The organism is Peterkaempfera podocarpi (genome assembly GCF_042466665.1).
GTDB lineage: Bacteria > Actinomycetota > Actinomycetes > Streptomycetales > Streptomycetaceae > Peterkaempfera > Peterkaempfera podocarpi.
In genome coordinates, this window is the sequence record NZ_CP162102.1 from 7,649,845 (window position 1) to 7,672,450 (window position 22,606).

Genomic DNA, 22,606 nt, shown 5'->3' on the forward strand with positions numbered 1-22,606 from the left:
AAGTTTCGACGGGGGCCGTTCATGATCACAAGCAACGCCGGAGTCTGCGCGGCCGTTGCAGCCGTCGCCAGGCCTTCCGCACCTGCCCCTGCGGGACTTCCGCGCCAGTACGGCGCACACATCCGTCCACCCCGGCCGCAGCCGCTCCGTCCCCGCCCCGCACCTGACCAGCCCACCTGGTGGACCGACGCCGGCTCCGGCAGGTGGCCGGACCGCATCTGCGAGAGGAACCCATGACCACCGAGTCGACCCTGCCCTCGTCCGCCGGCAGCAGCACCGACGGCGCAACCATCACCAACCCCGTCCTCCCCGGCTTCCACCCCGACCCGTCGATCCTGCGGGTGGGCCAGGAGTACTACCTCGCCACCTCGACCTTCGAGTGGTACCCCGGCGTCACGCTGCACCACTCCCGCGACCTGGTCCACTGGCAGTCCCTGGGCGGCGTCCTCGACGAGCGCCGACTCCTCGACCTGAGCGGAGTCCCCGACTCCGGTGGCATCTGGGCGCCCTGCCTCTCCTACGCCCACGGCCGCTTCCATCTGGTCTTCACCCGCGTCGACAACTACCGCGGCGAGTGGTGGGACGCTCAGAACTACGTCACCACCGCCACCGACATCACCGGCCCCTGGTCCGACCCGGTCCCCGCCCATGCCCGTGGATTCGACGCCTCGCTGCACCATGACCCCGACGGCACCTGCTGGTTCCTGTCCGTCAACGGGGACTGGCGCCCCGGCCGCAACTTCTTCGGCGGTATCCAGGCGCAGCAGTGGGACTGCGCCAAGGGCAGCCTCGTCGGCGACGTCCACCTGATCTACTCCGGCACGGACGCCGGGGTCACCGAAGGCCCCCACATCTACCAGCGGGACGGCTGGTACTACCTCATGACCGCCGAGGGCGGCACCGTCTGGAACCACCAGGTCACCGTCGCCCGCTCCCGCAACCTCCTCGGGCCGTACGAGTCCGACCCGGCGGGTCCCACCCTCACCTCGCGGAACAACCCCGAACTGCCCCTGCAGAAGGCCGGCCACGCCAGCCTGGTCGAGACCCCCGCGGGCGAGTGGTACCTGGCCCACCTCGTCGGGCGCCCCCACACCACCCGTGGACGGTGCATCATGGGCCGCGAGACTGCGATCCAGAAGATCACCTGGACCGGCGACGGATGGCCCCGCGTCGCCGACGCCGTACCGCACCTGACCGTGCCCGCCCCCGCCCTGCCCGCCGCGCCCTTCGCGCCGGAACCCGAGCGCGACGACTTCGACGGCCCCCGCCTCGGGCTCCGCTGGGCCACCCTCCGTCGCCCGGCGGGCGACGACTGGATCGACCTCACGCAGCCGGGCCGTCTGCGGATCCGCGGTGGGCAGTCGCCCCGGGGCAAGCGCACCCCCAGCCTGGTCGCCCGCCGCGTCACCGCCCGTCACTGCTCCCTGGAGACCACCGTCTCCTTCACGCCCCGCAGCCCGCACCAGTTCGCCGGTATCACCGCCTACTACGACACCCACAACTGGCACTACGCCTACATCACCGGCGACGACACATCCCGGACGCTTCACGTCGAGACGTCCGACGACGGCCGCCGGAGCGAACACCCGCTGGCGGTCACCGACCTGCCCGCAACCGGCGAGATCCACCTGCGCGTCACCGTCGACGGCGGCCGGGCCCGTTTCGGTTACGCCCTTGCCGCAGACGACTGGCGAGATCTGGACGCCGTCTGCGACGCCACGATCCTGTCCGACGAGTACGCAGGCGAGAACCCGCTCGAAGGCCGGCCGGCCGGCCCCGCCTTCACCGGTGCCTTCCTGGGGCTGTGGGTTCACGACCTGGGCGCGGACGGTGGTTACGCCGACTTCCACCATGCGACCTACCGGACCCACTGAGCTGCTTCCCATGCCCGTGCACTGTGAGGCGGAGCAGTTGGAGTGAGGGGAACAGCGAAGCCCCTGGCGGGCGGGTTGTCGACCGGGGTCGGCCCTTGCCGTCGGGGGCTTCGCTGCTCTTGTCCACCCCGGCTGGATCCTCCAACTCCCGTGCAGCGGATGCTGCGTTGGCGGCCGGCCGGCGGGGCGTTGACGGCGGGGACGTCCGCCGCCGCTTCGAACCGTCGCCGGAGGCGATCGCCGAGCTCACAAGTCTGCTCGCATCCGGGGGCGGCAACTGCTGAGCCGTGTTCCTTGGTCCTTCTCGGTGGCAACGGCGGAGGCGGAGAGGAGTGTCGCGGCGGCGAGGCTGCCCCAGAGGGCGGCCGGGCCGTGGGGTGCGAGCGTGGTGATGACCGCCGGGGAGACGGCGAGGCCGAAGCCCGTGGAGAGCTGGAAGCGAGCCACGGCGCGTCCCAGGAGATGGGCCGGGGCGAGTGCGGTGACGAGCGCGGTGGCGCTGCCGGCGTAGATGATCTCGCCGATCGTGCAGACCACGGACACCGCGGCGACGGCCGGGGTACCCCAGCCGTGTCCCAGTGAGGTGGCCACGAGAAAGCCGAGGTAGGACGCGGTCAGCACCACGCCGGAGAGGGCCAGCACGGCCCGCCGGGAGAAGCGTGACAGGAGGACGGTGACCGGCACCTGCAGGGTGACGACCAGCACCGTGTTGGCCACGAAGACGGCTGCCGGCCACACCAGGGATGCGTGGAACTGCGTCACCAGGACCAGGGAGCGCGATCTCGGGGACGTTGAGGCAGAAGACATAGACCACATTGGCGGCCAGCAGCGCGACCATTCGGGGTGCGGGTTCGTCGTCCCGGCCCTTGGCCGCGGCGGCCTCCGCCGGATGTGCGTGCACGTGGACCGACCACGCCAACGCGGCTGCGGCAAGGTAGGCGAGCGCAGTGACAGCTGCCAGCGCCCGCAATTGGGCGGTGCCGCCCGCCAGGCATACGGTGGCAAGGAGTGCTCCGACGCCCAGGGCGGCGTTGCGCAGGGCGCGGGCCCCCGCGAGGGCGGTGTCGCGGTCTCGGCCGTGGGCGACCGTGGCCACGAGCGCGGCGTGGGCGGCAGGCCATGCCTGGTTGCCGATGCCGAGGAAGAGTGCCGCCGTCGCGAAGAGCCAGACGTGTCCCGCCGGGGCGGCCAACAGCAGCGCCACGCCCACCACCCGCACCAGCATCGACGCCGCCACGACCGTGCTGCGCGCGCCGCGGTCCAGCCATCGGCCTACCGCGGGCATGCACATCAGGCCCGCGACGATGCCGACCGTCATGGCGGTGCCGGTGACGGGCGCGGACAGCCTCAGTACGTTGACGCCGTAGAGCAGCAGAAAGGGCCGCAGCAGGCCGGTGCCCAGCGCGTCCACGGCCAGGGCGACGGCATAGCGGGGGCCTCCGGAGGCGCGGACGAGGGCACGGGGCTGGATTCTGGTGATGGTTGCCACAACGTCAGACGGTGCGTTCCGCTGCTGGGGCAGGGCACGTCGGTTGACGCACATCGTCAATCGACGCCGTCGCGAGGTCGTCCGGCGGCGATGATGAGGGGATGACGCTGAGGATCGACATCAGCGGCCTGCCGTCCGAGCGACTGCGCTTCGCCGCCTCTCCGCTGGCCGAGCTGACCGCGATGCTGCATGTGCTGGCCGAACCCGGTCACCATCCGCAGTTCGCGGGCTGGGCCGCGGACGTCTGGGCCGGGCTGCGGCCGGAGCTGGCCGAGCGGCTCAGGGAGGCGGAGTTCCTCTGGCGTTCCTCACAGGCCGACTTCATGATCCCCGCACGGCCCCGGTCGAGCCTCGCCGAAGAGCTGGACGACGTGGACCGGATCGACGACGAGACATATGTGACCGCCGCGCTCGTCACCACGTGCGGCAGCAACCGGGTCCATTTCCCCGGGTCGTCGCCGCTCACCGACAAGGCCGCACGCGAGCGGGCCCTGGACGTGGCCCAGGCCCGCGGCGCTCTGCAGGAGGCCTTCGCGGAACGGCTGCTCGCGGACCCGGCCGCGGTGCGGGCGCGGGTGCGCCACACCCTCGAAGCATGCGCCGAGGCATTCTTCGACGGCGCCTGGGCGGACGTCGCGATGCAGCTCGCCACCGATCTGCGCCTGAAGAACGAACTGCTCAGGCGCCACGGCATCGGGGCGGCACTCGCCTCGGTCTCCGGCGCGGTCACCCTGGCGCCGGACGGCGACTGCATCATCGTGGACAAGGTGCAGGACAAGGCGACCGCTGCCCGTGGCGCCGGGGTCACCTTCATCCCCAGCGTCTTCGGCCGCCCGCACCTGGTGGCGGTCCATGCGCCCGGATGGCATCCGGTGGTGCAGTACCCCGTCGCCGAGCCGAGTCCGGCGGAGCCGGTCTCCCTGGAAACGGTCACCCTCCGGCTGGAGGCGCTCGCACATCCGGTACGGCTGCGGCTGCTGCGCACCCTGGCCCGCGGCCCGCACACCACCGGCGAGCTGGCCCACTTCTGGGAACTCTCGCCCCCGGAGGTGTCCCGCCACCTTGCCGTCCTGCGCCGCGCAGGCCTGCTCACCGCTCGGCGGCAGGGTCGTTACGTCCGGTACACCCTCAATCTGCCTGATCTGACGGCGTTGGGCGCCGACCTGCTGGCGGCCGTACTGCGTTGAGCGGCTTCCCTCCGTCGGAACGCGGGCAACCACCGCCTTGGGAAGCGTCACCCGGCTCGGCAGCCCGCCGAGCGGTACCGGCGCGACCGCCTGCTGGCGTGCCACCCCCGACGGGGCGGTCCCCGACGGGGCGGTGCTGACCGACGGTGCGAGCGCCTGGTTCGACTGCAGCGTCGATCAGCACATCCGGGCAGGCGACCACGACATCGTCCTGCTCCGGGTCCACTCACCGGGCACCGGTGGCGCGGTGGCGCCGCAGGTGTTCCACGCAGGCCGGTTCCGGCGCCTGGAACCCGCTGCCCCCGTCCCCAACCAGGATCAGCGCTCCGGCCGCGCCGAGCGTACGAAGGAGTCGGCCCCGTGTGCGATCCCCGGCCGGCGCGCGGCCGCCTTCGCCCTCCCTGTCGACGGCTCGGCAAGGAGGCGGCGCTTGTCCGGCCTTATTCGGACGGGGTGCGGCGCCGCGTCCAAGGGAGTCCGACCGACCTGCCGCGGCGGACGGCGAGACGGCCCAGGGCGATATGGCCGCCCATGAGGACGACCTTCAGCGCGACGACCGCCAGGACGGCGTCGGCGGCCAGGCCGGTCCATGCCGAGGCGGCCAGGGCTGCTCCGCCCAGCCCCAGATGCAGACCGATCACCGCTGCGGCCACCGCCGCCACGCCCAGCGTCCTGCCGTGCCCCCGGTGCCTGCCGGGTCGTACTCCGGCAGCGGAAGCCGTGCCGCCGGCGTCGCCGAGCGGTTCCGCCGACGGGTTCCATGTCACCGTCAGCCGGTCACGTCGGCCGATCTTCTCAAGGCGGGCGGTGGCGGCGTCCCGGAGCCGTTGCAGGGTCTGCTCGTCGTCGGCCTCGACGCGCAGCGTGAGGGTGTCGGGTGTGGCGTGCAGGGTCCACCTGCCCTCGGCGAAGCGGACGACGCCGTGGGTGTCGGAGTAGTCGACGTGCTGCACCTGAGGAGGGGTGTGTCCGGCGTGCGGGGCGGTGCCGGGCTGATGGTTCATCAGGGACATCCGGTCGAGGTGGCGGCAGAGCTGGGTGAGGTACCGGCTTCCGCGGCCGGTTGCGACATGGGCTTCGGCGGTGGGCATGGTCTTCCTTCTTCCTGGACGGCGGGACGCCGTCGGCGCGGACGTCGGCGGCGCGCCTCCGGCCACGGGGGCGCTGTGTGCGGTGCTTCTCAGATCCTGGTGAGGGCGGTGCGCCAGCCGCGGATGCCCTCCGGGAGGGAGGGGAGCGCGGTGTCGACGGTGATGGCGTCGATGGCGTCGATCTGCCATCCGGAGGCGAAGGCCGTGCGGATCTCGTCCGGTGTCACCCGGTGCGGGCGGCCGGAAGGGGCCGGCGGCTCGTCACGGAAGGACAGCACGAAGAGGCGCCCGCCGGGTGTGGTCGCGGTGCGAAGGCTCTCGACATAGGCCGTGCGGTCGTCACCGCTGAAGCCGTGGAAGACCAGTGAGTCGAGCACGGTGTCGAAGGTCTCCACGAGACGGGCCAGATGCAGCACGTCGTGTTGCAGGAAGCGTGCGGTGAGCCCGCGTTCCTCCGCCTTTCCGACGGCGATGCCGAGGGCCGAGGTGGCGAGGTCGACGCCGGTGGCGTCCAGGCCGAGGCGGGCTGCCATGAGGGTGTGCTCCCCGGTGCCGCAGCCCGCGTCAAGTACCCGTCCGCGTATGGATCCTGCTTCGGCGAGGGCGAGGAGGGCCGGCTGGGGCCGGCCGATGTCCCAGGGAGGAGGGCTTGTGTACAGCTCCTCGGGTCTCCGCGGGTGGGGGCTGCTGGGGCGAGGGGTGGGAGCTGCGTCGGCCATGGAGGGTTCCCCGTTCTGCTCGGGACTGTGTGCCGACAGCTTTATCGATACAGAGTGTCTTGGTCAATACGGAATGACTTCGGTGCGTCATTGTGTACCCTTGGAAGGTGTCGAAGTCGTGGAGCGAGGGCATGGATGCGGACCGCTGCGCGCAGGGGGATGTGGCGCCGCTGATGGCTGCGGGGCGGGTGAAGGTGCCGGAACCACCCCCTGCGTGGGGACGGTCCTGGGTGCTGACAGCGGTGCCGGTGGCGGAGCACAGGCCGGCAGCGGGGAGCGGACGGCCTCAGCAACTGGCGCCCCGTCACCGCTGTGGCGGAGGCGGGCGTGGTGGACACCGGCACACTCCGGCCGCGGCGAGGGCTTCGAGGGCCGCGCCTCGCTGCGCACCTGGCTCTACCGATCGCCACCAACGCCTGCCTGAACGCACTGCGGCACGGCAGCCGCCGGGTGCTGCCGGCCGGGCTGGGAGGCCCGGCCACCGACCCGGACGCGCTGGGCCGCAGGGATCCGGAGATCCCCTGGCTGGAGCCGATACCCGACGCGCAGGGCGACCCGGCGGCGATCGTGGCCGGGCGGACCGGGCTGCGGCTGGCGCTCATCGCGGCGCTCCAGCACCTGCCCGTGCAGCAGCGGACCGTGCTCATCCTGCGGGACGTACTGGCGTGGCCGGCCGAGGAGGCCGCGGGCATACTCGGCATCACCCCGGCGGCGGTGCACAGTACGCTGCAGCGGGCGCGGGCCCGGCTGGACCGGCTCGACCCGGTCATCGACGAGATCGCCGAGCCGGCCGAGCCGCAGCAGCGCGAGCTGCTCGACCGCTACGCCGACGCCTTCGAACGGGCCGACATCGCCTCCCTGACCCGGCTGCTGACCGAGGACGCGGTCTGGCAGATGCCGCCCAACCCGGCCTGGTTCGCCGACCGGGACAGCGTCGTCCGGCTGCTGACGGCCCGGCTGCGCGGCGGCAAGCGGATCCGGCTGGTTCCGGTGGAGGCCAACGGGCAGCCGGGCTTTGCGATGTACCTGGACGGCGAGGCCTTCGCGATCCAGGTCCTCACGGTGCGCGGACCGTCCGTCGCCGCCGTCACCGCCTTCCATGACTCCGTCCTGGTCCGGCGGTTCGGGCTGCCCGACCGGATGTAGCCGGGCGCCGCGACGCTGGTGCCCGGGCATCCGCACACCGCCCGCACCACGAGCGCACACCACGACTCGGGGCCCGCTTTCGAGGGGGAAGCGGGCCCCGTCATACCCGGTCACGGAACCCCCGGCACTCTCCGTGGAGCAGTACCGGGAAGGCGGGGGCGCCGTCCGCAGCACCGGTGGTCGGCTGCCGGGAGCGCCCTGCGGCCGACCGGTCGGCGATCGCGGTCGGAGAGGGCAACCGCTTCCGATCCGGCCATCAAAAAGCGGTGCTTTTTTACCACCCGACCCTTGCGGCACGGTGCTAACTTCTTGTCAGTTGTCAGCGGCCGAGCGAGGGTGGACCAGTGGCAGGCTCTCCGCACGTCGAGCAGTTCGCCGCATATCTGCGCATGCTGAAGAACCGCAGCGGCCACGGTTTCGATCGGCTGGGGAAACAGGCGGGCGTCAGCGGATCGAGTCTCCACCGGTACTGTTCGGGGTACAGCGTGCCGACGAACTACGGAGTGGCCCACACCTTCGCCAAGGTCTGCGGCGCCAGCACGGTGGAGCTCCGGGAGCTCCACCGCCTGTGGGCGCTGGCGGACACCTTCCGGGACGCCCCGCCGGCTCCGGCTGCCCCGGCCGGCGCCGCCGGGCCCGGGCAGCCGGAGCCGCAGCGGGCTCCCACCGCCGCCGCGCGGATCACCCGCTATGCGGGATTCGCCGTGGCCGCGGCGGCGGCGCTGACGGTCGCCGGCCTGCTGTCCCGGGTCCGGCGCCCGGCGGACGCACGGCGCTGAGCGACCGGGGCCCCGCAGCTCAGACGGTGCCGTCCTCCCACCACCAGGCGCGGCCGAGGTCGGCCCGGCTGTCGACGTGCTGGTGGTCGGCGGTGTAGGTCTCCAGGCCGGAGAACCCACTGGTCTCCGCCTTCTGGTACACGGTCCGGTTGGCCACCCCGGGCACGTCCAGGTCGGCTGCCGTGCCGTAGAGGTGCATGCTGTCGCTCGCCCCGCCGACATCGGCGTTGTGGGAGATGCTGCGGAAGCCCGAGTTGACGGTGATCGCGGTGTTGCCCAGCTTCTTGCGGAGCGCCTCCAGCTTGTACATCAGCCGGCGGACGTTCTCCTTGGTGTCGGCGGCGCTGAGCTTTCCGCCCGCGAAGTCGCCGCTCACCCGGTCGGTGAACTCGCTCCAGGCGAAGTGGACCGTGGAGCCGTCCGCGTCCTGCAGGGCATTGAGCTGGGTCTGCGTCGCGGGACCGGCGATGCCGTCCGAGCCGAGGCCGTAGGCCGCCTGGAAACGGCGCACCGCGGCGGCGGTGCCCGGGCCGAAGTCCCCGTCGACGGTCACCCGGGTCTGGCTCGCGCTGTCCGCCGCCCAGCCCGCGACCCGGATCTGCAGTTCGGTGACATCGGCCCCGGTGGCGCCCTGCTGCAGTGTGCGCGACCAGGAGTACGCCTGCGCGACACCGGAGAACAGCACCGGGCTCAGTACCAGGCCGGCACCGGCCCCCAGCGCACCACGCAGCATGGAACGGCGGCTCGGTGACGGAAACGAGGTGGTCATCGCGATCCCCTTCTCAACGGTGTCGGAATGCCGACGGGAACTCCACGATCTGTACGGCGATGGTCGCCGACGCGTCCTTCCGCCCGCTGTCCCGGTCGGGCGCGGGGGCCGGCGCGCACATCAGGGTGGCAGCGGGTCGCCGGGGGAGACCCGTTCGTGTGCACCCTCGGGAAGGCGGAATGGTTCGCACTCCTCCGACCTCGAAGGACGCGGCGCCGTCGGGACGTCTGTGGGACGGCGGCTCCGGCCGCCGCCCCCATCGCCAGGGCCGGACGGCACCGGGGCCTTGCAGCCCCGGGCCGAGCAGGGACGTCCGCCACCGAACCTGGAGCAGGTCCGCGCGAGTCCCCGCAGGGCCGACGCGGAACCCGCAGCCGGGCCGCCGCGGAACCGCAGCCTACGCGGGGGACATCCGGTGTGCGGCAGCCCGGGGCGCGGCGTCAGCCGGTCACAGCAGGCATCCGGATGACGTCGGTGATCGGCCGGTGGTCCGACGACTGCACGGGGGAGTCCGTGACATCACAGACCTGGGTGGCGGTGCTGTCGGAGAACAGATAGTCGATCTTCCTGGTCGTGGCCCCGTAGGTGGGCGGAGGCCCGGCAGCCACCGGCCGGATATGCCGGTGCGGTGGCTGGGTTCGCAGGAATTCGTCATCAGCGGCGATCGTATATGTCACCGCCTCAGGTGCGGCTGAGCCCTTTGTGGGCTGCCGAGGCCCGGGTCCATTTCTTTGATGGATCGTCAACTATCTGTCTCGGCAGGGCATAAGAGGCTCCTGAGCCCGATGGTCAACAGGGTCCCGCGGCCCGGCCGCCGAAAAGGTGCAGGTGGGGATATCGACGGCTATTCGCAGCCATCGGCGTGGCGGGTGCCGGTCGCCTTCCGTTCCATGAACGTTCAATCAGCTGTCCCTCCCAGCGTCGTGTGCCGTCCCTAGGGTCCTTGGAGGTTTTGAAAGAAGGGACTCATGGACACACTCCTCGCAGTCCGGGCTCGCGGGATCACCAAGTGTTTCGGTGACGTCGTCGCACTCGACGGCATCGATCTGGATGTGGCGCAGGGACAGATCCACGGCCTGGTCGGACCGAACGGCGCCGGCAAAACGACACTGCTCGGCCTCCTGCTGGGCCTGGCCGTGGCCGACAGCGGCCGCCTCGAGATCCTGGGTACGCCGGTGGGAAGGGCGCTCGCCGCGCCCGACGGCGTCGCGGGCTTCGTGGACGGTCCCGGTCTCTACCCCTCGCTCACCGCCAGGCAGAACCTCGCCGCACTGGCCGACCTCCGCGGCCACCACGCGCGGACGGCCGGGATCGACGACGTGCTCGACCAGGTCGGGCTCACCGATGTCGCCGACGACCGGACCCGCGGCTTCTCCCTCGGTATGCGTCAGCGGCTCGGACTCGCCGCCGCCCTGCTCACCAGGCCCCGGCTGCTTGTGCTCGACGAGCCCTCCAACGGCCTCGACCCCGCCGGCAAGAAGCACGTACACGGTGTCCTCAACCGCCTTGCGGCGGACGGAACCAGCGTGGTGCTCTCCAGCCACCGCATGGACGACGTCGAGGCTCTCTGCTCCGAGGTCACCATCGTCGCCACCGGACGGGTCGTCTTCTCCGGCCCGCTGGGCAAGCTGGCCGCCGAGAGCCGTGAACTGGACTACCGGCTGCTCACCTCCGACCCGCAGGCCGCCCGCCGACTGGCCGCCGACACAGCCGGGATCGGCGTCGTCGACGACGCGGGTGCACGGAACGACGATGGCCTGCTGGTGGTGCGCACGCTGGTGCCCGCCCTCGACGAACTGGTGGTGCGGCTCGTGCACGCGGGCATCGCCGTGCGCGAACTCGCTCCCGTGGTGTCGCCGCTCGAAGCCGCGTTCCTCGCCCTCACCGAGCAGCAGGAGGCCGGCCGATGACCGCGACCATCGCCCCGGAGCACGTCGCCGAGGACCGCACCGCCGGTGCCCGCCGCGTCTCGGTGGCGCGCTGCTACCGCTTCGAACTGGTCAAGCTGGTCTCGCAATGGCGGGTCCGCCTGCTGGTCCTCGCCTGCTGGATTGCACCGGCGCTCTTTGTCGCCGCGGTGAGCCGGCAGAGCACCCTCCCCACGGACACGCTCTTCGGCCGCTGGATGCACGCCACGGGTTGGGCCGGCCCGCTGGTGGTGCTGGGCTTCGCCGGCAGCTGGGCGCTTCCGCTGCTGACCTCGCTGGTCGCCGGTGATGTGTTCGCCTCCGAGGACCGGCTCGGCACCTGGCGCCACCTGCTGGTGGCGGTCCGGTCGCCTCGACGGATCTTTGTGGCGAAGGCACTGGCCAGCCTCACCGTCATCCTGCTGCTGGTGGCGGGCCTGGCGTGTTCCGGCGCGATCGGCGGGGTCGCGGCGGTCGGCAACCAGCCGCTGGTCGGACTCGACGGCCATCTGCTGACGCCTTCGGGCGCCGCCGGTGAGGTCCTGCTCGCCTGGGTGTGCGCACTTGCCCCCACCATGGCTCTCGCCGCGATCGGACTGCTGGGGTCGGTCGCGCTGGGGCGGTCCCCGATGGGGCTGCTGCTGCCCGCGCTTGTCGCGCTGGTGATGCAGCTCGCCCAGATGCTGCCGCTGCCCGTGGCCGTACGACTCGCCCTGCCCGGCTATGCCTTCATCGCCTGGAACGGTCTGTTCACCAGCCCGGCGCAGCTCGGCCCGCTGCTGATCGGCATCGGGGTCAGCCTGGTCTGGGCCGTGGTCGCCACAGCGCTGGCGTATCTCCTCTTCCTGCGGCGCGACTTCACCAACCTGACCTATGACGGTTCGGGGCGCCACGCGATCACCACCGGACTGCTGCCGCTGGTCGGCCTTGTCGTTCTCACGGTCGCAGCCGTAGCGGTGGCGACGCCGTCCATGGGCTCCGGGATCGAGCAGAACAAGGTCCAGCGGTCGGTCGCCACGGCGTTCGCCCATCTCTATCGCATGCAGACCAAGCAGCTGAACCGCCCCGATGTCACCGAGGCGCAGCTGAAGGTCACGGCGGCGTGCAACAAGGGCGACGGACAGGTCACCCCCGAGGGAGCAGGCAACGACTGGCGTTGCGTCGTCACCTGGCACCTCCCCGGCGTCGAGGCCGCAGGGACGGCCGTCTACCAGCTCGACGTCACCTCTGACGGGCGGTTCGTGGCCGATGGCGACGGGCCGAAGGAAGTGAACGGCTACTTCCTGGTGAAGACCCCGATCGGGGACGCACCGAACCCCCTCTGGCAGTTCGACGGCAATGTCGCACTGCTCTCCACCCCCTCGAAGGGATAACCCCATGCAGGTCACACGCCGTCGCGTGCGTGACGAGAAGGAGCTTGTCGCCCTTCTCGGCCGACGGATCGGCAGCCGGAGAACGCTGATAACGGCAGCGGCCACCGCTGTTGTCGTCGCCGCCGGCACCGGCATCGGTTTCGCCCAGTCGGACCCGTTCGGCAGCAACCAGGTCGGCCAGGTCTACGACAAGGGCGAGCTGGTGTCCAGCAACCAGTACATCGACCCCTACGGCGAGCGTCTGGTCATCAACAACGGCAAGATCATGTCGTCCACGGTGAGCCCGGACGGCACCCACATCGCGGCCGCGGTCACCGACGGTGGCGCCGCGCTGGCGATCGTGGACGTCACCAACTGGAAGGTGCAGCAGCTCGTCAGCAACGCTGCGTCGTCCACCCCGCGCATCAGCGGCAACGACGTGGGCCAGGAAGGCCCGGTGTACTCGCCCGACGGCAAGCACCTGTGGCTGAGCCGGACCGACGGCTACACCCGGTTCGACGTCAACGCTGACGGCAGCGTCGCCAACCCGGTCGACATCAAGATCCCGGCCGACGGCGCCAAGCACGCGCTGACGGCCGCGGCGGTGTTCTCGGCCGACGGCTCCACCGTGTACGCGGCGGTCAACGGTCAGAACCGCGTGGTCGCGCTCGACGCGGCGACCGGTGCCATCGGGCAGAGCTGGACGGTGGGCAACGCTCCGCGTGGCATGGTCCAGGTCGGCACCAAGCTGTACGTCAGCAATGAGGGCGGCCGCCCGGCGACGGCCGGCGACACCACCATCAACTCGTACGGCACCAATGTCGTGGCCAACCCGAAGACCGGTGCCGCAACCACCGGTACGGTCAGCGTCATCGACCTGGCGAACCCGACCGCCGCCCCGCGCAGCATCGACGTCGGTCTGCACCCGACCGCCGTCTACGCCAAGAACGGTGCGGTGTTCGTGACCAACACCGCCACCAACAGCGTGTCGGTCATCGACTCCAAGCGCGACAAGGTCGTCCAGACCATTGCCACCCAGCCGTGGCCCGAGGCGTCGATCGGTTACGAGCCCAACGCCGTGACCCTCACCGACGACGGCCACCTGCTGGTGACCCTCGGCCGGGCCAACGCGATCGCGGTCTACAACTACAGCCGCCCGCAGGAGCCGGTCAGCTACGTCGGTCTGCTCCCGACGGACTACTTCCCCGCGGAGATCTCCTCCTCGGGCAACGACATCCTGGTCTCCAACACCCGTGGCATCGACGCCCGCCGCCCCACCACCGCGGCCGGCCACGCCACCCACGACACGACCTCGAGCGTGGTGCGGTTCACCCTGCCGAGCGACAAGGTGATCAAGGACGAGACCAAGAAGGTCTTCGAGCAGAACAACTGGACCAAGCACGCGGCCCAGCTCGCCACCGGCAAGAAGGCCAAGGCCGTGCCGGTCCCCGACAAGATCGGCGACCCGTCGACGATCAAGCATGTCTTCCTGCTGGTCAAGGAGAACCGGACCTACGACCAGGTCTTCGGTGACATGCCGCAGGGCAACGGCGACCCGGCGCTGGCACAGTTCGGCGAGAACGTGACGCCGAACCAGCACGCGCTGGCCGAGCAGTTCGGTCTGTACGACAACACCTACGACATCGGCACCAACTCCGCCGAGGGTCACAACTGGCTGATGCAGGCCGACAACCCGGAGTACACCGAGTCCTCGGCCGGTGAGTACCTGCGCAGCTACGACACCGAGGACGACTCCCTCGGCCACCAGGCGAGCGGCACCCTGTGGAGCGGCGCCCAGGCGGCCGACAACACCGTGCGGGACTTCGGTGAGTTCCACCAGTTCCTGACCAAGCCGGCCGACGCGACCTGGCAGAACCTGTACTGCGACTCCAAGAACATGAAGGCGACCGGCCAGGCCTCGGCCTACAAGCTGGCCTCCTCCTCGCCGATCCCGTCGCTCAACAGCGTGTCGGTGCCCGCCTTCCCGAAGTTCGACACCAGTGTCCCGGACGTCTACCGCGCCCAGATCTGGAAGCAGGACTTCGAGCAGAACGGTCCGGCGAACCTGAACATGTTCTGGCTCTCCAGCGACCACACCGGCGGTCCGGCCAACTCGGCCGCCCAGGTCGCGGACAACGACCTCGCGGTCGGCCAGATCGTCGACGAGATCTCGCACAGCAAGTACTGGAAGGACTCGGCGATCTTCGTCGTCGAGGACGACTCCCAGGCCGGTCTCGACCACGTCGACGGCCACCGTGCGCCGATCCAGATCATCAGTCCCTGGGCCCAGCACGGCGCCGTCGACAGCACCTACCACTCGCAGATCAACATGGTCAGGACCATCGAGCAGATCCTCGGGATCCGCCCGATGAACCAGAAGGACACCGCGGCCACCCCGATGGCCGAGGCGTTCACCAGCAAGCCCGACTACACCCCGTTCACCGCGCTGCCCAACCGGACCTCGCTGACCAACGGTCTGGCGACCGCGCCCTCCTGTGGTCTGGACGTCCCGGCGCCGCAGGACCCGGCCGCCGCTGCCGCGCCCACCGGCGTCGTCCCGACGGACGAGAAGGCCGTCGCGCAGAAGTGGTCGGACTGGAAGAAGCAGCAGCGTCTGACCGGTCCCAACGCTGTCGCCGACTACGCCAACCCGGCGCAGATGAACCACCTCACCTGGTACGAGTCGCACGACTGGAAGAAGGCGTACCCGGGCGAGAAGGACATCGTCGCTCCGGCGGATGTGCCGGGCGCATTCATCCCGTCGTCGGAGACCGACGGCTGATCTGGGCTGACCCTCTGGGCTGAGCACCCCGGGAGGCCCCTGGCCGGCGTCACCGCCGGCCAGGGGCCTCCGCCGTCCCCGCTGGGCGCCGGGTGCGCGATATGGACGGCCGAGATCCGCATCCGCCCGAGCGGTGCCGCCGCGCCCGTCCGGGGCTACTCCCGCGGAACGGACCTGTCCACGCCCTCCGTCCGGGTGCACAGAGCCCAGATGATGAGCACATCGATGACGATCGCGATGATCGCCCAGGCGGGGTACCAGGGCAGCCACAGGAAGTTGGCGAGCAGGCTCAGCCCGGCCAGCGCCACGCCCACCGGCCGGGCCCGGGCGGAACCGCTGATCAGGGCCAGGCCGGTGACCAGCACCACGATCCCGAGGGCCACATGGATCCAGCCCCACCCGGTGAGGTCGAACCGGAAGGCGTAGTTCCGGGAGAGGACCAACAGGTTGTCCTGGGCCAGGGCGGAGATGCCCTCGGCGATGGTCAGCAGACCTCCGCAGATCATCATGACCGCGGCGAACTCGGTCCACCCCGACACGATCAGGCCTGAGGACCGGCCCCGCCGGTGCGTTGTACTGCCGTCCGCAGTCATGGTGGCTCCTCCGCGACGGGCTGCGACGGGCCCGCCGCGCGCGGCCAGGCCCGGGAGGGCAGCGAGGGCGGTCTGGTCGAGGTCGACCGGGCCCGCCGCGCGCGGCCGGGCCCGGGACTGCGGCCATCGTCGCAGTTCGCGGGCGGTGCGGCATCTCCACCGCGGCCAGGTCCGACCCCTGTCGCCCCTCAGCGACCGATCCGGTACGGGCGGGCCCACCCGGCCCGGATGCAGTTCACCGGGGAGGGAGACGGCGGACGGTCAGGATGGCCCGGTCGTCCGCGGCCGGGCCCTGCACCCAGCGGTCGACGTCCGCGATCAGACGGTCGGCGGCCTCACGGGCCGATCCGAACGGCGCCAGCTGCGGCAGTCCCCGCTGCGGATCGTAGAAGTCACCGGCGCCGTTACGGGCCTCGGTGACACCGTCGGTCACCATGACCAGCACCGAACCCGTCCCGAAGGGGATCTCGACCGGCGCGGACCTGGTGTCCGAGAGGCTCCCGAGCCCGAGCGGGAGATCGGGTGTGTGCGCGGACAGGGTGTCCACCTGCCGGCCCCGCACGATGTACGGGGCGGGGTGACCGCGGTTGAGCACACGCACCACGGCCTCGCCGGGTGGGAACTCCACCAGCAGAGCGGTGGTGAAGCGGCCCTGGCCGCCCCCGCTCCCGTCCCCCTCGCCGGAGGCGTCGCGCTCGAGCGCCGTCTCCAGCCACTGCGCCAGCGAGAGCAGGTCCCTCTCCCGCGACGCGCCCTCCCGGAACGCCCCCAGCAGCACGGACACGGTGGCGACCGCTCCCAGCCCCTTGCCCCGGACATCGCCCAGGAGGAGGCGGACGCCGTGCGGCCCGCTCTGGGCCGCGTACAGATCGCCGCCCACCCGCGCCTCGTCGTGCGCGGCCTCGTACCGTGCGCTGAGCTCCAGGTCCGCGATCCGCCGTGGCACCGGCGGCAGCAGCACCCGCTGGACCTCCTCGGCCACCGTACGCGCCGCCTGAAGTCTGCTCTCCTGGCGGGTCAGCAGGCGGCTGACCGCGACCGCTATCCAGACCGCGATCAGGATGTCGATGATCTGCTCGGTCCCGGACACATGACCCAGCCGCCGCTGGTGCAGGCACACCCCCACGGTGGCGAGCACCGCCACCACCAGGACGGCAATCACACCGCGTCGGCTGAGGATGGCCCCCGCCATCACACACGCGGCCGCCAGCAGGGGGGCCGCCGAGTACTCGCTGGGCGTCAGCACATCGAACATCACGGCCGCCGCGATCATCACCAACGGCACCCACCGTGCGCACCGCCCCCACCATCCGGCGAACCCGCCCATACCACTCCCGCAGCTCACCCGGCCGCGGGGCCGGCAGTATCGGTCCCCACCCATTGTGTGGCCACCCCACCCCACCCGCACGGCGCGCCCCGCGGCCGGGCGCCGCCGGCTCACGGCTGCGGGCACCGCTGCAATGACCGCGGGCCACGGCCCGGCGGATGCCGTGTCCGCCGATCGCAGGGGTCGGAGGGGCCTCGGCAGCGAGGTACTGAAGGACCGTCGGACATCGGCCGAAGAGCGGTGGCGACCCTGGTGCGGAGGACCGGGGCCGGGCAGGATGAGTCCTCCGGAATCAGTCCCAGGGGGAGGACATCTGATGCCCGTCGACGCCACCGAGGCCGTCATCTCCACCGGCCCGCGCGGTCTGCCGCTGCTGGGCAGCATCCCCCACTTCGCCAAGGACCCGCTGGCCTTCTTCGAGCGGCTGCGCGGCCACGGCGACCTGGTGCAGTGGCGGCTCGGCCCCCGGCGCGGGATCTTCCTCTCCCGGCCGGAGCACATCGGCGAACTGCTCGCCGGTGTGGAGACCGACTACCGCCACCCCGAACTCGGCTGGGCCTTCACCCTGCTCCTCGGCAACGGCGTGGTGGTCAGCGAGGGCGCCGACTGGCGCCGCAAGCGGGCCCTGGTGCAGCCCGCGGTGCGGCCGCGCCAGGTGCGGACCTATGCGACGGTCATGGCCGAGTGCGCCGAAGCGGTGGCCGACCGCTGGAAACCGGGTGACCGTGTCGACCTCCGCCGTGAGATGCACGGCCTCACCCAGCGGATCGCCGTCCGCACCCTGTTCGGTGCGGAGACGGTCGGCCGCGAGGCGGTCATCGGCGACGCCATGGATGTGGCCCAGCGTGAGATCGGCGCCGAGTTCCGCGGCATCACGCTCTTCCTCCCGCCCTGGGTGACCACCCCGGGGCGGCGGCGCCTCAAGGCCGCGGTGGCCGTTGTCGACGAGGAGATCGCCCGGGTCACCGCCGCGCGCCGCGCCTCGGGCGAACGCGACGACCTGCTCAGCCGACTGCTCGCCGCCCGGGACGAGAACGGCCTGCCACTGACCGACCGCGAACTGCGCGACGAGGCCGTCACCCTCTACGTCGGCGGCCATGAGACCACCGCCACCACGCTCACCTGGGCGTGGTACCTGCTCTCCCGCAACCCGGTGGCCCGGGACCGGCTCGCCGACGAACTGCGCACCGTCCTGGACGGCCGCACACCGGGCTTCGACGATGTCAAGCAGCTGCGGTGGACCGAGCAGATCGTCAAGGAGACCCTGCGGCTCTATCCGACCATCTGGTTGATGACCGCCAGAGCCAAGGACGGCTCCACCATCGCCGGACACCCCGTCGCCGAGGACACCGTGCTGTGGTGCAGCCAGTGGAGCGCACACCGTGACGAGCGCTGGTTCCCCGAGCCCGATGCCTTCCGCCCGGAACGCTGGGCCGAGGACGCCGAGCATGCCGTCCCCGACTACGCCTGGTTCCCCTTCGGCGGTGGTCCCCGGGCCTGCCTGGGCGCGCGCTTCGCCACCGTCGAGGCGGTGCTGGTCCTGGCCACCCTCGCCCAGCGCTTCCGGCTGGATGTCGACCCCGGGGACATCCACCCCAGGCCCGGACTGACCCTCCAGCAGGACCGTCCGGTGCTCGCCCGGGTCCGCTGATCCGCTGCCGGAAGTCGACGTCGCGTCATCTCCACGGCCTCTGTCACCAGCCGAGCCGACACCGCGGGCCGACACCGTCATCAGCCGGGCCGACGCCGCCCCGGTCCGCGCGCGCCCGGCCCCGGGCTCCGGGCGCGCGCCCTGCCCTTATACCCGGAAGCCCTCGGGGCGCTCCGGCGAGGCCTCGGCGAGGGCCTTGACGACCCCGTCGACACCGTCACGCAGGCCGTGGACAGGAGTGCCGGGCTGCTGGCGCCAGGACGCGTCGAGTCCGCCCCTGTGCGGTGCAGCGGATCAACGCGGGGATTCTGCTGCCGGCCTGACCGGTCCCCCATGTCCCCCCGCATCGGGGCCGGGCCGTTCCGGACGGTGTGGATCCGAGCCGGTCCGGCCGCTCCGGCCCACCGACGTCAGGGCTTGCGCGCCACCAACAGGTATGCGTCGTTCACAAAGGGGTCGTCCGCGTAGGGCACGACGGTTCCCTCCGCAAAGGCAGGCCACCACTTGGTGGCCACGGCCACCCCCGGGGGCAGCACCTCCAGCCCGTCCGCGAAGCGCGTCACCTCGGTACGGTTGCGGGGCTGGAACGAGACTCCGGAGGCGCGGTAGGTCCGCGCACCCTGGTTCACCTGCTCCGGGTTGACATCGGCCGTGGCGTGCGAGACGACCAGGCAACTGCCCGGTGCCAGCGGCTCCAGGAGCTCCTTGACGAGACGGCAGGGGTCGTCCGTATCGGGGACGAAGTGCAGCACTGCGATCAGCAGCAGGGCCACGGGCTGCGTCAGGTCCAGGGCGGGATCGGGGCCGGTGAGGCAGGGGTGGCCGAGGATCCGGTCCGGGTGGCGCAGGTCCGCCTCGATGTAGTCGACCCGCCCCCCGCCCGTGGCCGAGGCCAGCAGGGCGCGAGCGTGGGCGAGCACCAGGGGGTCGTTGTCGGTGTAGACGATCCGGGCGCTCGGTATCCGGCTCTGGGCGATCTCATGGACGTTGGGAGTGGTGGGAATGCCGCTGCCGATGTCCAGGAACTGACGGATGCCCAGGTCGGCCAGTCGGCCGACGGCCGCGCCCATGAAGGCGCGGTTCATCCGGGTCACCGTGCGCAGGCCCGGGTAGGCGGTGAGCGCCTGCTCGGCCACGGCGCGGTCGGCGGGGAAGTTCGTCCTGCCGCCGAGCAGGAAGTCGTACATCCGAGCCGAGTGGGGCCGGTCCGTGCGCAACTCCACCGGCTGCACCGGGTCCAGTCGTCCGGAGCTGCTCAGCCAGCGCGTCACCGCCGCGTCCCCCGCGTCCATCGAAGGCCCTCCCGTTGTGCGTTCTCCAGTGTTCCCCGACGCAGCTGCCTTCAGACAGCGCTGATCACCCTATAGCCGTGTCGCCCGTGGCGTGCGGCCGAACCCGGGTCGCGGGTGCCGGCACCGGTGCCGATGCCTGACATACGGGGCGATGGCGGTCGATCGGGACGCCGAAAAGCAGGTGCCCGGCGGACGTGGTGTCCGCCGGGCACCGGCCGGGCCCGTATGCGCCCGACGGTCAGCGGGCGTCCAGGCCCTCCAGCATCTGCGGCAGCTCCCGGCTGTGGACCACCCCGAGGTTCCTGGTCGCGCGGGTGAGTGCGACATAGAGGTCGTTCACGCCGCGGGTGTGCGCCGCGAGGATCTCTGCGGGCTCCACGACCAGAACCGCATCGAACTCCAGCCCCTTGGCCTGCGCGGCCGTCATCAGGACGACCGGCGAATCCAGCGCCGACGGGCCGTCGGCGACAACGACACCGTCCAACTCGGCGAGTGCGTCGACCAGTTCCCCCGGCAGGGACGGCGCGTGGATCACCGCCATCCTGCCGCCGTCCAGCGCCGCGAGCTCCCTCTCGACCACCGCACGCAGCGCCGCTCCCCGGTCCTCCTCGGGGATCCTGAGGCTCCATGGACGGACTCCGCCGCTGCGCACCGCGGTGGGGACGGTGAGCGCCGGGTCGACCGCCCGCAGGACGCCCTCGGTGATCCGCATGATCTCGGCAGGCGTCCGGTAGTTGACGGTGAGCTCGACCGTGCGCCAGCGTCCCGCGGTGTACTCCTCGAGCGCCTCGCTCCAGGAGCTCAGCCCGGCCGGTGCGCCGGTCTGCGCCAGGTCGCCCACGATCGTCATGGAGCGGCCCGGGCAGCGGCGGGTCAGCAGCCGCCAGGCCATGGGGGACAGTTCCTGCGCCTCGTCCACGATCACATGCCCGAAGCCCCAGGTCCGGTCCTCGGCCGCACGCTCGGCCAGCGGCCGCAGCGACTGCTCGCCCTGGTACTGGCGCGCCAGCATCTCCGCGTCCATCTCCACCAGTCCCACCCCGAAGTCCTCGAGGACGACCTTGGCGAACTCCAGCTCCTGGGCGGTGAGTTGGGCCTGTCGGGAGACGGTGCTGCCGGGCAGCGGGCCGAGCAGTTCGGCGGCCTCGTCGAGCAGCGGGACGTCGTCGGTGGTCCAGGGGGCGGGGTCCTGGCCCGGGCCCGGGTCATCGCGCAGGAGCGCGGCGCGCTGGGCCTCGGAGAAGTCCGGCATGGCCCTCGCCAGCAGCTCGGGGGAGCCGAACAGGGTCGTGAGCAGCTGCTCCGGGCTCAGCAGCGGCCACAGCCTGTCCGCCACGGCCTGGAACTCGGGCTCGCCGACGAGCGCGTCGGCGAGGTTCGCCACATCGTCCAGGTTCATATTGCCGCCGCGGTCCCTGGCGATCCGCAGGGCCAGCTCCGAGGAGAGCCGCTCGACCAGGTCGGGGCGGGCCAGATTGTGGGGTTCGCCGGTCCTGTGCGCGGCCGCGTGGGCCCGCTCGCACAGGGCCCGTCCGATCTCCAGCTCCACATGGTAGGGCGACCTTCTGCCCACGGTGATGGTCCAGGAGTCCTCCGGCAGCTGCCGCAGGCCCTCCAGCGCATCGGCGAGAACCCGGGCCATCCGTCCGTCGCCCTTCACGGCGGCCGCCTCGGGCGTCTCCGTGTCGGTCCCGGTCACGCCCGGGTAGAGCGCACCGATGCTGCTCAGCACGACCTCGCTCTCACCGAGCGCGGGGAGGACCTGGTCGATGTAGCGCAGGAACGTCGTGTTGGGGCCGATGACCAGCACACCGCGCTTGGCCAGCCGGTCGCGGTGGGTGTAGAGCAGGTACGCGGCGCGGTGCAGGGCGACCACGGTCTTGCCGGTCCCCGGACCGCCCTGCACGACCAGCACACCGCCGAGCTCGGAGCGGATGACCCGGTCCTGCTCGGCCTGGATGGTGGAGACGATGTCGCCCATACGCCCGGTCCTGGCCGCCGTCAGCGAGGCGAGCAGGGCGGTCTCGCCGCTGAGCTCGGAGCTGTCGCGGCCCGCCAGGGCGTTCAGGCCGAAGGCGTCGTCGTCGAAGTCGACGACGGTCCGGCCCTTGCTCCGCAGATGCCGCCGGCCCGCCACACCGCCGGGCGCGGCGGGCGTCGCCCGGTAGAACGGTTCCGCGGCCGGCGCCCGCCAGTCGGTCAGCAGCGGCTCGTGGTCCTCGTCCGACAGGGCGATCCGGCCGATGTACTGCCGCTCGCCGTCGGCGCTCTCGATCCGGCCGAAGCAGAGCCCGTACTCGGCGGCGTGCAGCTCCGCCAGCCGGCGGGTGTGGTGGATCTCCAGGGTGTCGCGCTCCATGCGGGACTGGGCCGTTCCGCCCCTGTCCTGGAGATGGATCTCGCGCAGCCGGGCTGAGGCGAATGCGCGCTGGGCCTCCAGGCGGTCGTACAGCCTGCCGACGTACGCGTTCTCCGCTCGCAGCTCCCTGGTGTGCCAGCCGTCGGAGGGCTGAGCGCCGCCGTCGCCCGGGTTCGTACCGTTTCCGGCTCCGGCATCGACGACTGAATTGAGTTCGGATGAGGACGACGACGTGGGGACCAACGCTGGCTCCATTGACTCAGGACCCCCAACTGCTCCAGCAATTGAG

At 71.6% G+C, this 22,606-nt stretch carries 17 protein-coding genes and 2 pseudogenes; 9 read left to right on the forward strand and 10 right to left on the reverse strand.

Going from position 1 to position 22,606, the window contains the following annotated elements:
- Positions 1 to 233: 233 nt before the first annotated feature.
- Positions 234 to 1,874 (forward strand): glycoside hydrolase family 43 protein, encoded by a 1,641-nt coding sequence (locus tag AB0761_RS33475; protein WP_377272998.1) that lies wholly within the window; start codon positions 234 to 236, stop codon positions 1,872 to 1,874.
- 246 nt (positions 1,875 to 2,120) lie between these two features.
- On the opposite strand, the pseudogene AB0761_RS33480 reads toward AB0761_RS33475, so the two are convergent.
- A pseudogene (locus tag AB0761_RS33480) lies at positions 2,121 to 3,417 on the reverse strand (MFS transporter).
- 47 nt (positions 3,418 to 3,464) lie between these two features.
- Here AB0761_RS33480 and AB0761_RS33485 point away from each other — a divergent pair.
- Together AB0761_RS33485 and AB0761_RS33490 are read left to right on the forward strand one after the other, a co-directional pair.
- Entirely contained in the window at positions 3,465 to 4,550 is a 1,086-nt protein-coding gene (locus tag AB0761_RS33485; protein WP_377272999.1) for a DUF5937 family protein, read from the forward strand.
- A 37-nt stretch (positions 4,551 to 4,587) separates the two neighbouring features.
- Positions 4,588 to 5,085 (forward strand): flavin reductase family protein, encoded by a 498-nt coding sequence (locus tag AB0761_RS33490; RefSeq protein WP_377273000.1) that lies wholly within the window; start codon positions 4,588 to 4,590, stop codon positions 5,083 to 5,085.
- Here AB0761_RS33490 and AB0761_RS33495 read toward each other — a convergent pair.
- Positions 4,991 to 5,641 (reverse strand): DUF2218 domain-containing protein, encoded by a 651-nt coding sequence (locus AB0761_RS33495; protein WP_377273001.1) that lies wholly within the window; start codon positions 5,639 to 5,641, stop codon positions 4,991 to 4,993. The genes AB0761_RS33490 and AB0761_RS33495 overlap by 95 nt on opposite strands.
- A gap of 89 nt (positions 5,642 to 5,730) precedes the next feature.
- Positions 5,731 to 6,360 carry a class I SAM-dependent methyltransferase gene (locus AB0761_RS33500; RefSeq protein ID WP_377273002.1) on the reverse strand — a complete coding sequence of 210 codons (630 nt, stop codon included), beginning with the start codon at positions 6,358 to 6,360 and terminating at the stop codon, positions 5,731 to 5,733.
- Between the two features lie 327 nt (positions 6,361 to 6,687).
- On the opposite strand from AB0761_RS33500, the gene AB0761_RS33505 reads away from it, so the two are divergent.
- Positions 6,688 to 7,506, forward strand: a complete 819-nt coding sequence (locus AB0761_RS33505; RefSeq protein ID WP_377273003.1) for an RNA polymerase subunit sigma-70 — start codon at positions 6,688 to 6,690, stop codon at positions 7,504 to 7,506.
- Between the two features lie 344 nt (positions 7,507 to 7,850).
- Complete coding sequence (locus AB0761_RS33510; protein ID WP_377273004.1) at positions 7,851 to 8,285, forward strand: helix-turn-helix domain-containing protein; 435 nt, start codon at positions 7,851 to 7,853, stop codon at positions 8,283 to 8,285.
- Positions 8,286 to 8,304: 19 nt separating this feature from the next.
- On the opposite strand, the gene AB0761_RS33515 is transcribed toward AB0761_RS33510, so the two are convergent.
- Positions 8,305 to 9,054: a D-Ala-D-Ala carboxypeptidase family metallohydrolase gene (locus tag AB0761_RS33515; protein WP_377273005.1), complete on the reverse strand. Its 750-nt coding sequence runs from the start codon at positions 9,052 to 9,054 to the stop codon at positions 8,305 to 8,307.
- Between the two features lie 440 nt (positions 9,055 to 9,494).
- Complete coding sequence (locus AB0761_RS33520; RefSeq protein WP_377273006.1) at positions 9,495 to 9,662, reverse strand: hypothetical protein; 168 nt, start codon at positions 9,660 to 9,662, stop codon at positions 9,495 to 9,497.
- A 360-nt stretch (positions 9,663 to 10,022) separates the two neighbouring features.
- Between AB0761_RS33520 and AB0761_RS33525 the strand changes: the two genes are divergently transcribed.
- Genes AB0761_RS33525 through AB0761_RS33535 form a run of 3 tightly spaced genes read left to right on the forward strand, consistent with a single transcriptional unit; the run spans position 10,023 to position 15,095 of the window.
- Entirely contained in the window at positions 10,023 to 10,964 is a 942-nt protein-coding gene (locus AB0761_RS33525; RefSeq protein WP_377273007.1) for an ABC transporter ATP-binding protein, read from the forward strand.
- Positions 10,961 to 12,334, forward strand: coding sequence for an ABC transporter permease (locus AB0761_RS33530; RefSeq protein ID WP_377273008.1), 1,374 nt, complete (start codon positions 10,961 to 10,963; stop codon positions 12,332 to 12,334). The genes AB0761_RS33525 and AB0761_RS33530 overlap by 4 nt, the downstream gene beginning before the upstream one ends.
- A gap of 4 nt (positions 12,335 to 12,338) precedes the next feature.
- Positions 12,339 to 15,095, forward strand: a complete 2,757-nt coding sequence (locus AB0761_RS33535; RefSeq protein ID WP_377273009.1) for a phosphoesterase — start codon at positions 12,339 to 12,341, stop codon at positions 15,093 to 15,095.
- A gap of 155 nt (positions 15,096 to 15,250) precedes the next feature.
- Here AB0761_RS33535 and AB0761_RS33540 read toward each other — a convergent pair whose 3' ends face one another.
- Together AB0761_RS33540 and AB0761_RS33545 are read right to left on the reverse strand one after the other, a co-directional pair.
- Positions 15,251 to 15,688: a hypothetical protein gene (locus tag AB0761_RS33540; RefSeq protein WP_377273010.1), complete on the reverse strand. Its 438-nt coding sequence runs from the start codon at positions 15,686 to 15,688 to the stop codon at positions 15,251 to 15,253.
- 235 nt (positions 15,689 to 15,923) lie between these two features.
- Entirely contained in the window at positions 15,924 to 16,973 is a 1,050-nt protein-coding gene (locus tag AB0761_RS33545) for a PP2C family protein-serine/threonine phosphatase (RefSeq protein WP_377273011.1), read from the reverse strand.
- 358 nt (positions 16,974 to 17,331) lie between these two features.
- Between AB0761_RS33545 and AB0761_RS33550 the strand changes: the two genes are divergently transcribed.
- Complete coding sequence (locus AB0761_RS33550) at positions 17,332 to 18,666, forward strand: cytochrome P450 (RefSeq protein ID WP_377273013.1); 1,335 nt, start codon at positions 17,332 to 17,334, stop codon at positions 18,664 to 18,666.
- Between the two features lie 147 nt (positions 18,667 to 18,813).
- Here AB0761_RS33550 and AB0761_RS33555 read toward each other — a convergent pair.
- The 3 genes and pseudogenes from AB0761_RS33555 to AB0761_RS33565 all read right to left on the reverse strand — a co-directional run.
- Positions 18,814 to 18,942: pseudogene (locus AB0761_RS33555) on the reverse strand (NADP oxidoreductase); the annotation flags it as partial.
- Positions 18,943 to 19,076: 134 nt separating this feature from the next.
- A complete protein-coding gene (locus AB0761_RS33560) occupies positions 19,077 to 19,958 on the reverse strand; it encodes an SAM-dependent methyltransferase (protein ID WP_377273014.1) in 882 nt (293 codons plus the stop codon).
- 238 nt (positions 19,959 to 20,196) lie between these two features.
- A complete protein-coding gene (locus AB0761_RS33565; RefSeq protein ID WP_377273015.1) occupies positions 20,197 to 22,560 on the reverse strand; it encodes a HelD family protein in 2,364 nt (787 codons plus the stop codon).
- Between the last annotated feature and the right edge of the window lie 46 nt (positions 22,561 to 22,606).

Bases quoted from the DNA above. Each gene is read 5' to 3' on its own strand.
- AB0761_RS33535 (WP_377273009.1), top strand. From the start codon at position 12,339: ATGCAGGTCACACGCCGTCGCGTGCGTGACGAGAAGGAGCTTGTCGCC.
- AB0761_RS33550 (WP_377273013.1), top strand. From the start codon at position 17,332: ATGCCCGTCGACGCCACCGAGGCCGTCATCTCCACCGGCCCGCGCGGT.
- AB0761_RS33500 (WP_377273002.1), bottom strand. From the start codon at position 6,360: ATGGCCGACGCAGCTCCCACCCCTCGCCCCAGCAGCCCCCACCCGCGG.
- AB0761_RS33560 (WP_377273014.1), bottom strand. From the start codon at position 19,958: ATGGACGCGGGGGACGCGGCGGTGACGCGCTGGCTGAGCAGCTCCGGA.
- AB0761_RS33515 (WP_377273005.1), bottom strand. From the start codon at position 9,054: ATGACCACCTCGTTTCCGTCACCGAGCCGCCGTTCCATGCTGCGTGGT.
- AB0761_RS33495 (WP_377273001.1), bottom strand. From the start codon at position 5,641: ATGCCCACCGCCGAAGCCCATGTCGCAACCGGCCGCGGAAGCCGGTAC.
- AB0761_RS33525 (WP_377273007.1), top strand. From the start codon at position 10,023: ATGGACACACTCCTCGCAGTCCGGGCTCGCGGGATCACCAAGTGTTTC.
- AB0761_RS33530 (WP_377273008.1), top strand. From the start codon at position 10,961: ATGACCGCGACCATCGCCCCGGAGCACGTCGCCGAGGACCGCACCGCC.
- AB0761_RS33475 (WP_377272998.1), top strand. From the start codon at position 234: ATGACCACCGAGTCGACCCTGCCCTCGTCCGCCGGCAGCAGCACCGAC.
- AB0761_RS33540 (WP_377273010.1), bottom strand. From the start codon at position 15,688: ATGACTGCGGACGGCAGTACAACGCACCGGCGGGGCCGGTCCTCAGGC.
- AB0761_RS33485 (WP_377272999.1), top strand. From the start codon at position 3,465: ATGACGCTGAGGATCGACATCAGCGGCCTGCCGTCCGAGCGACTGCGC.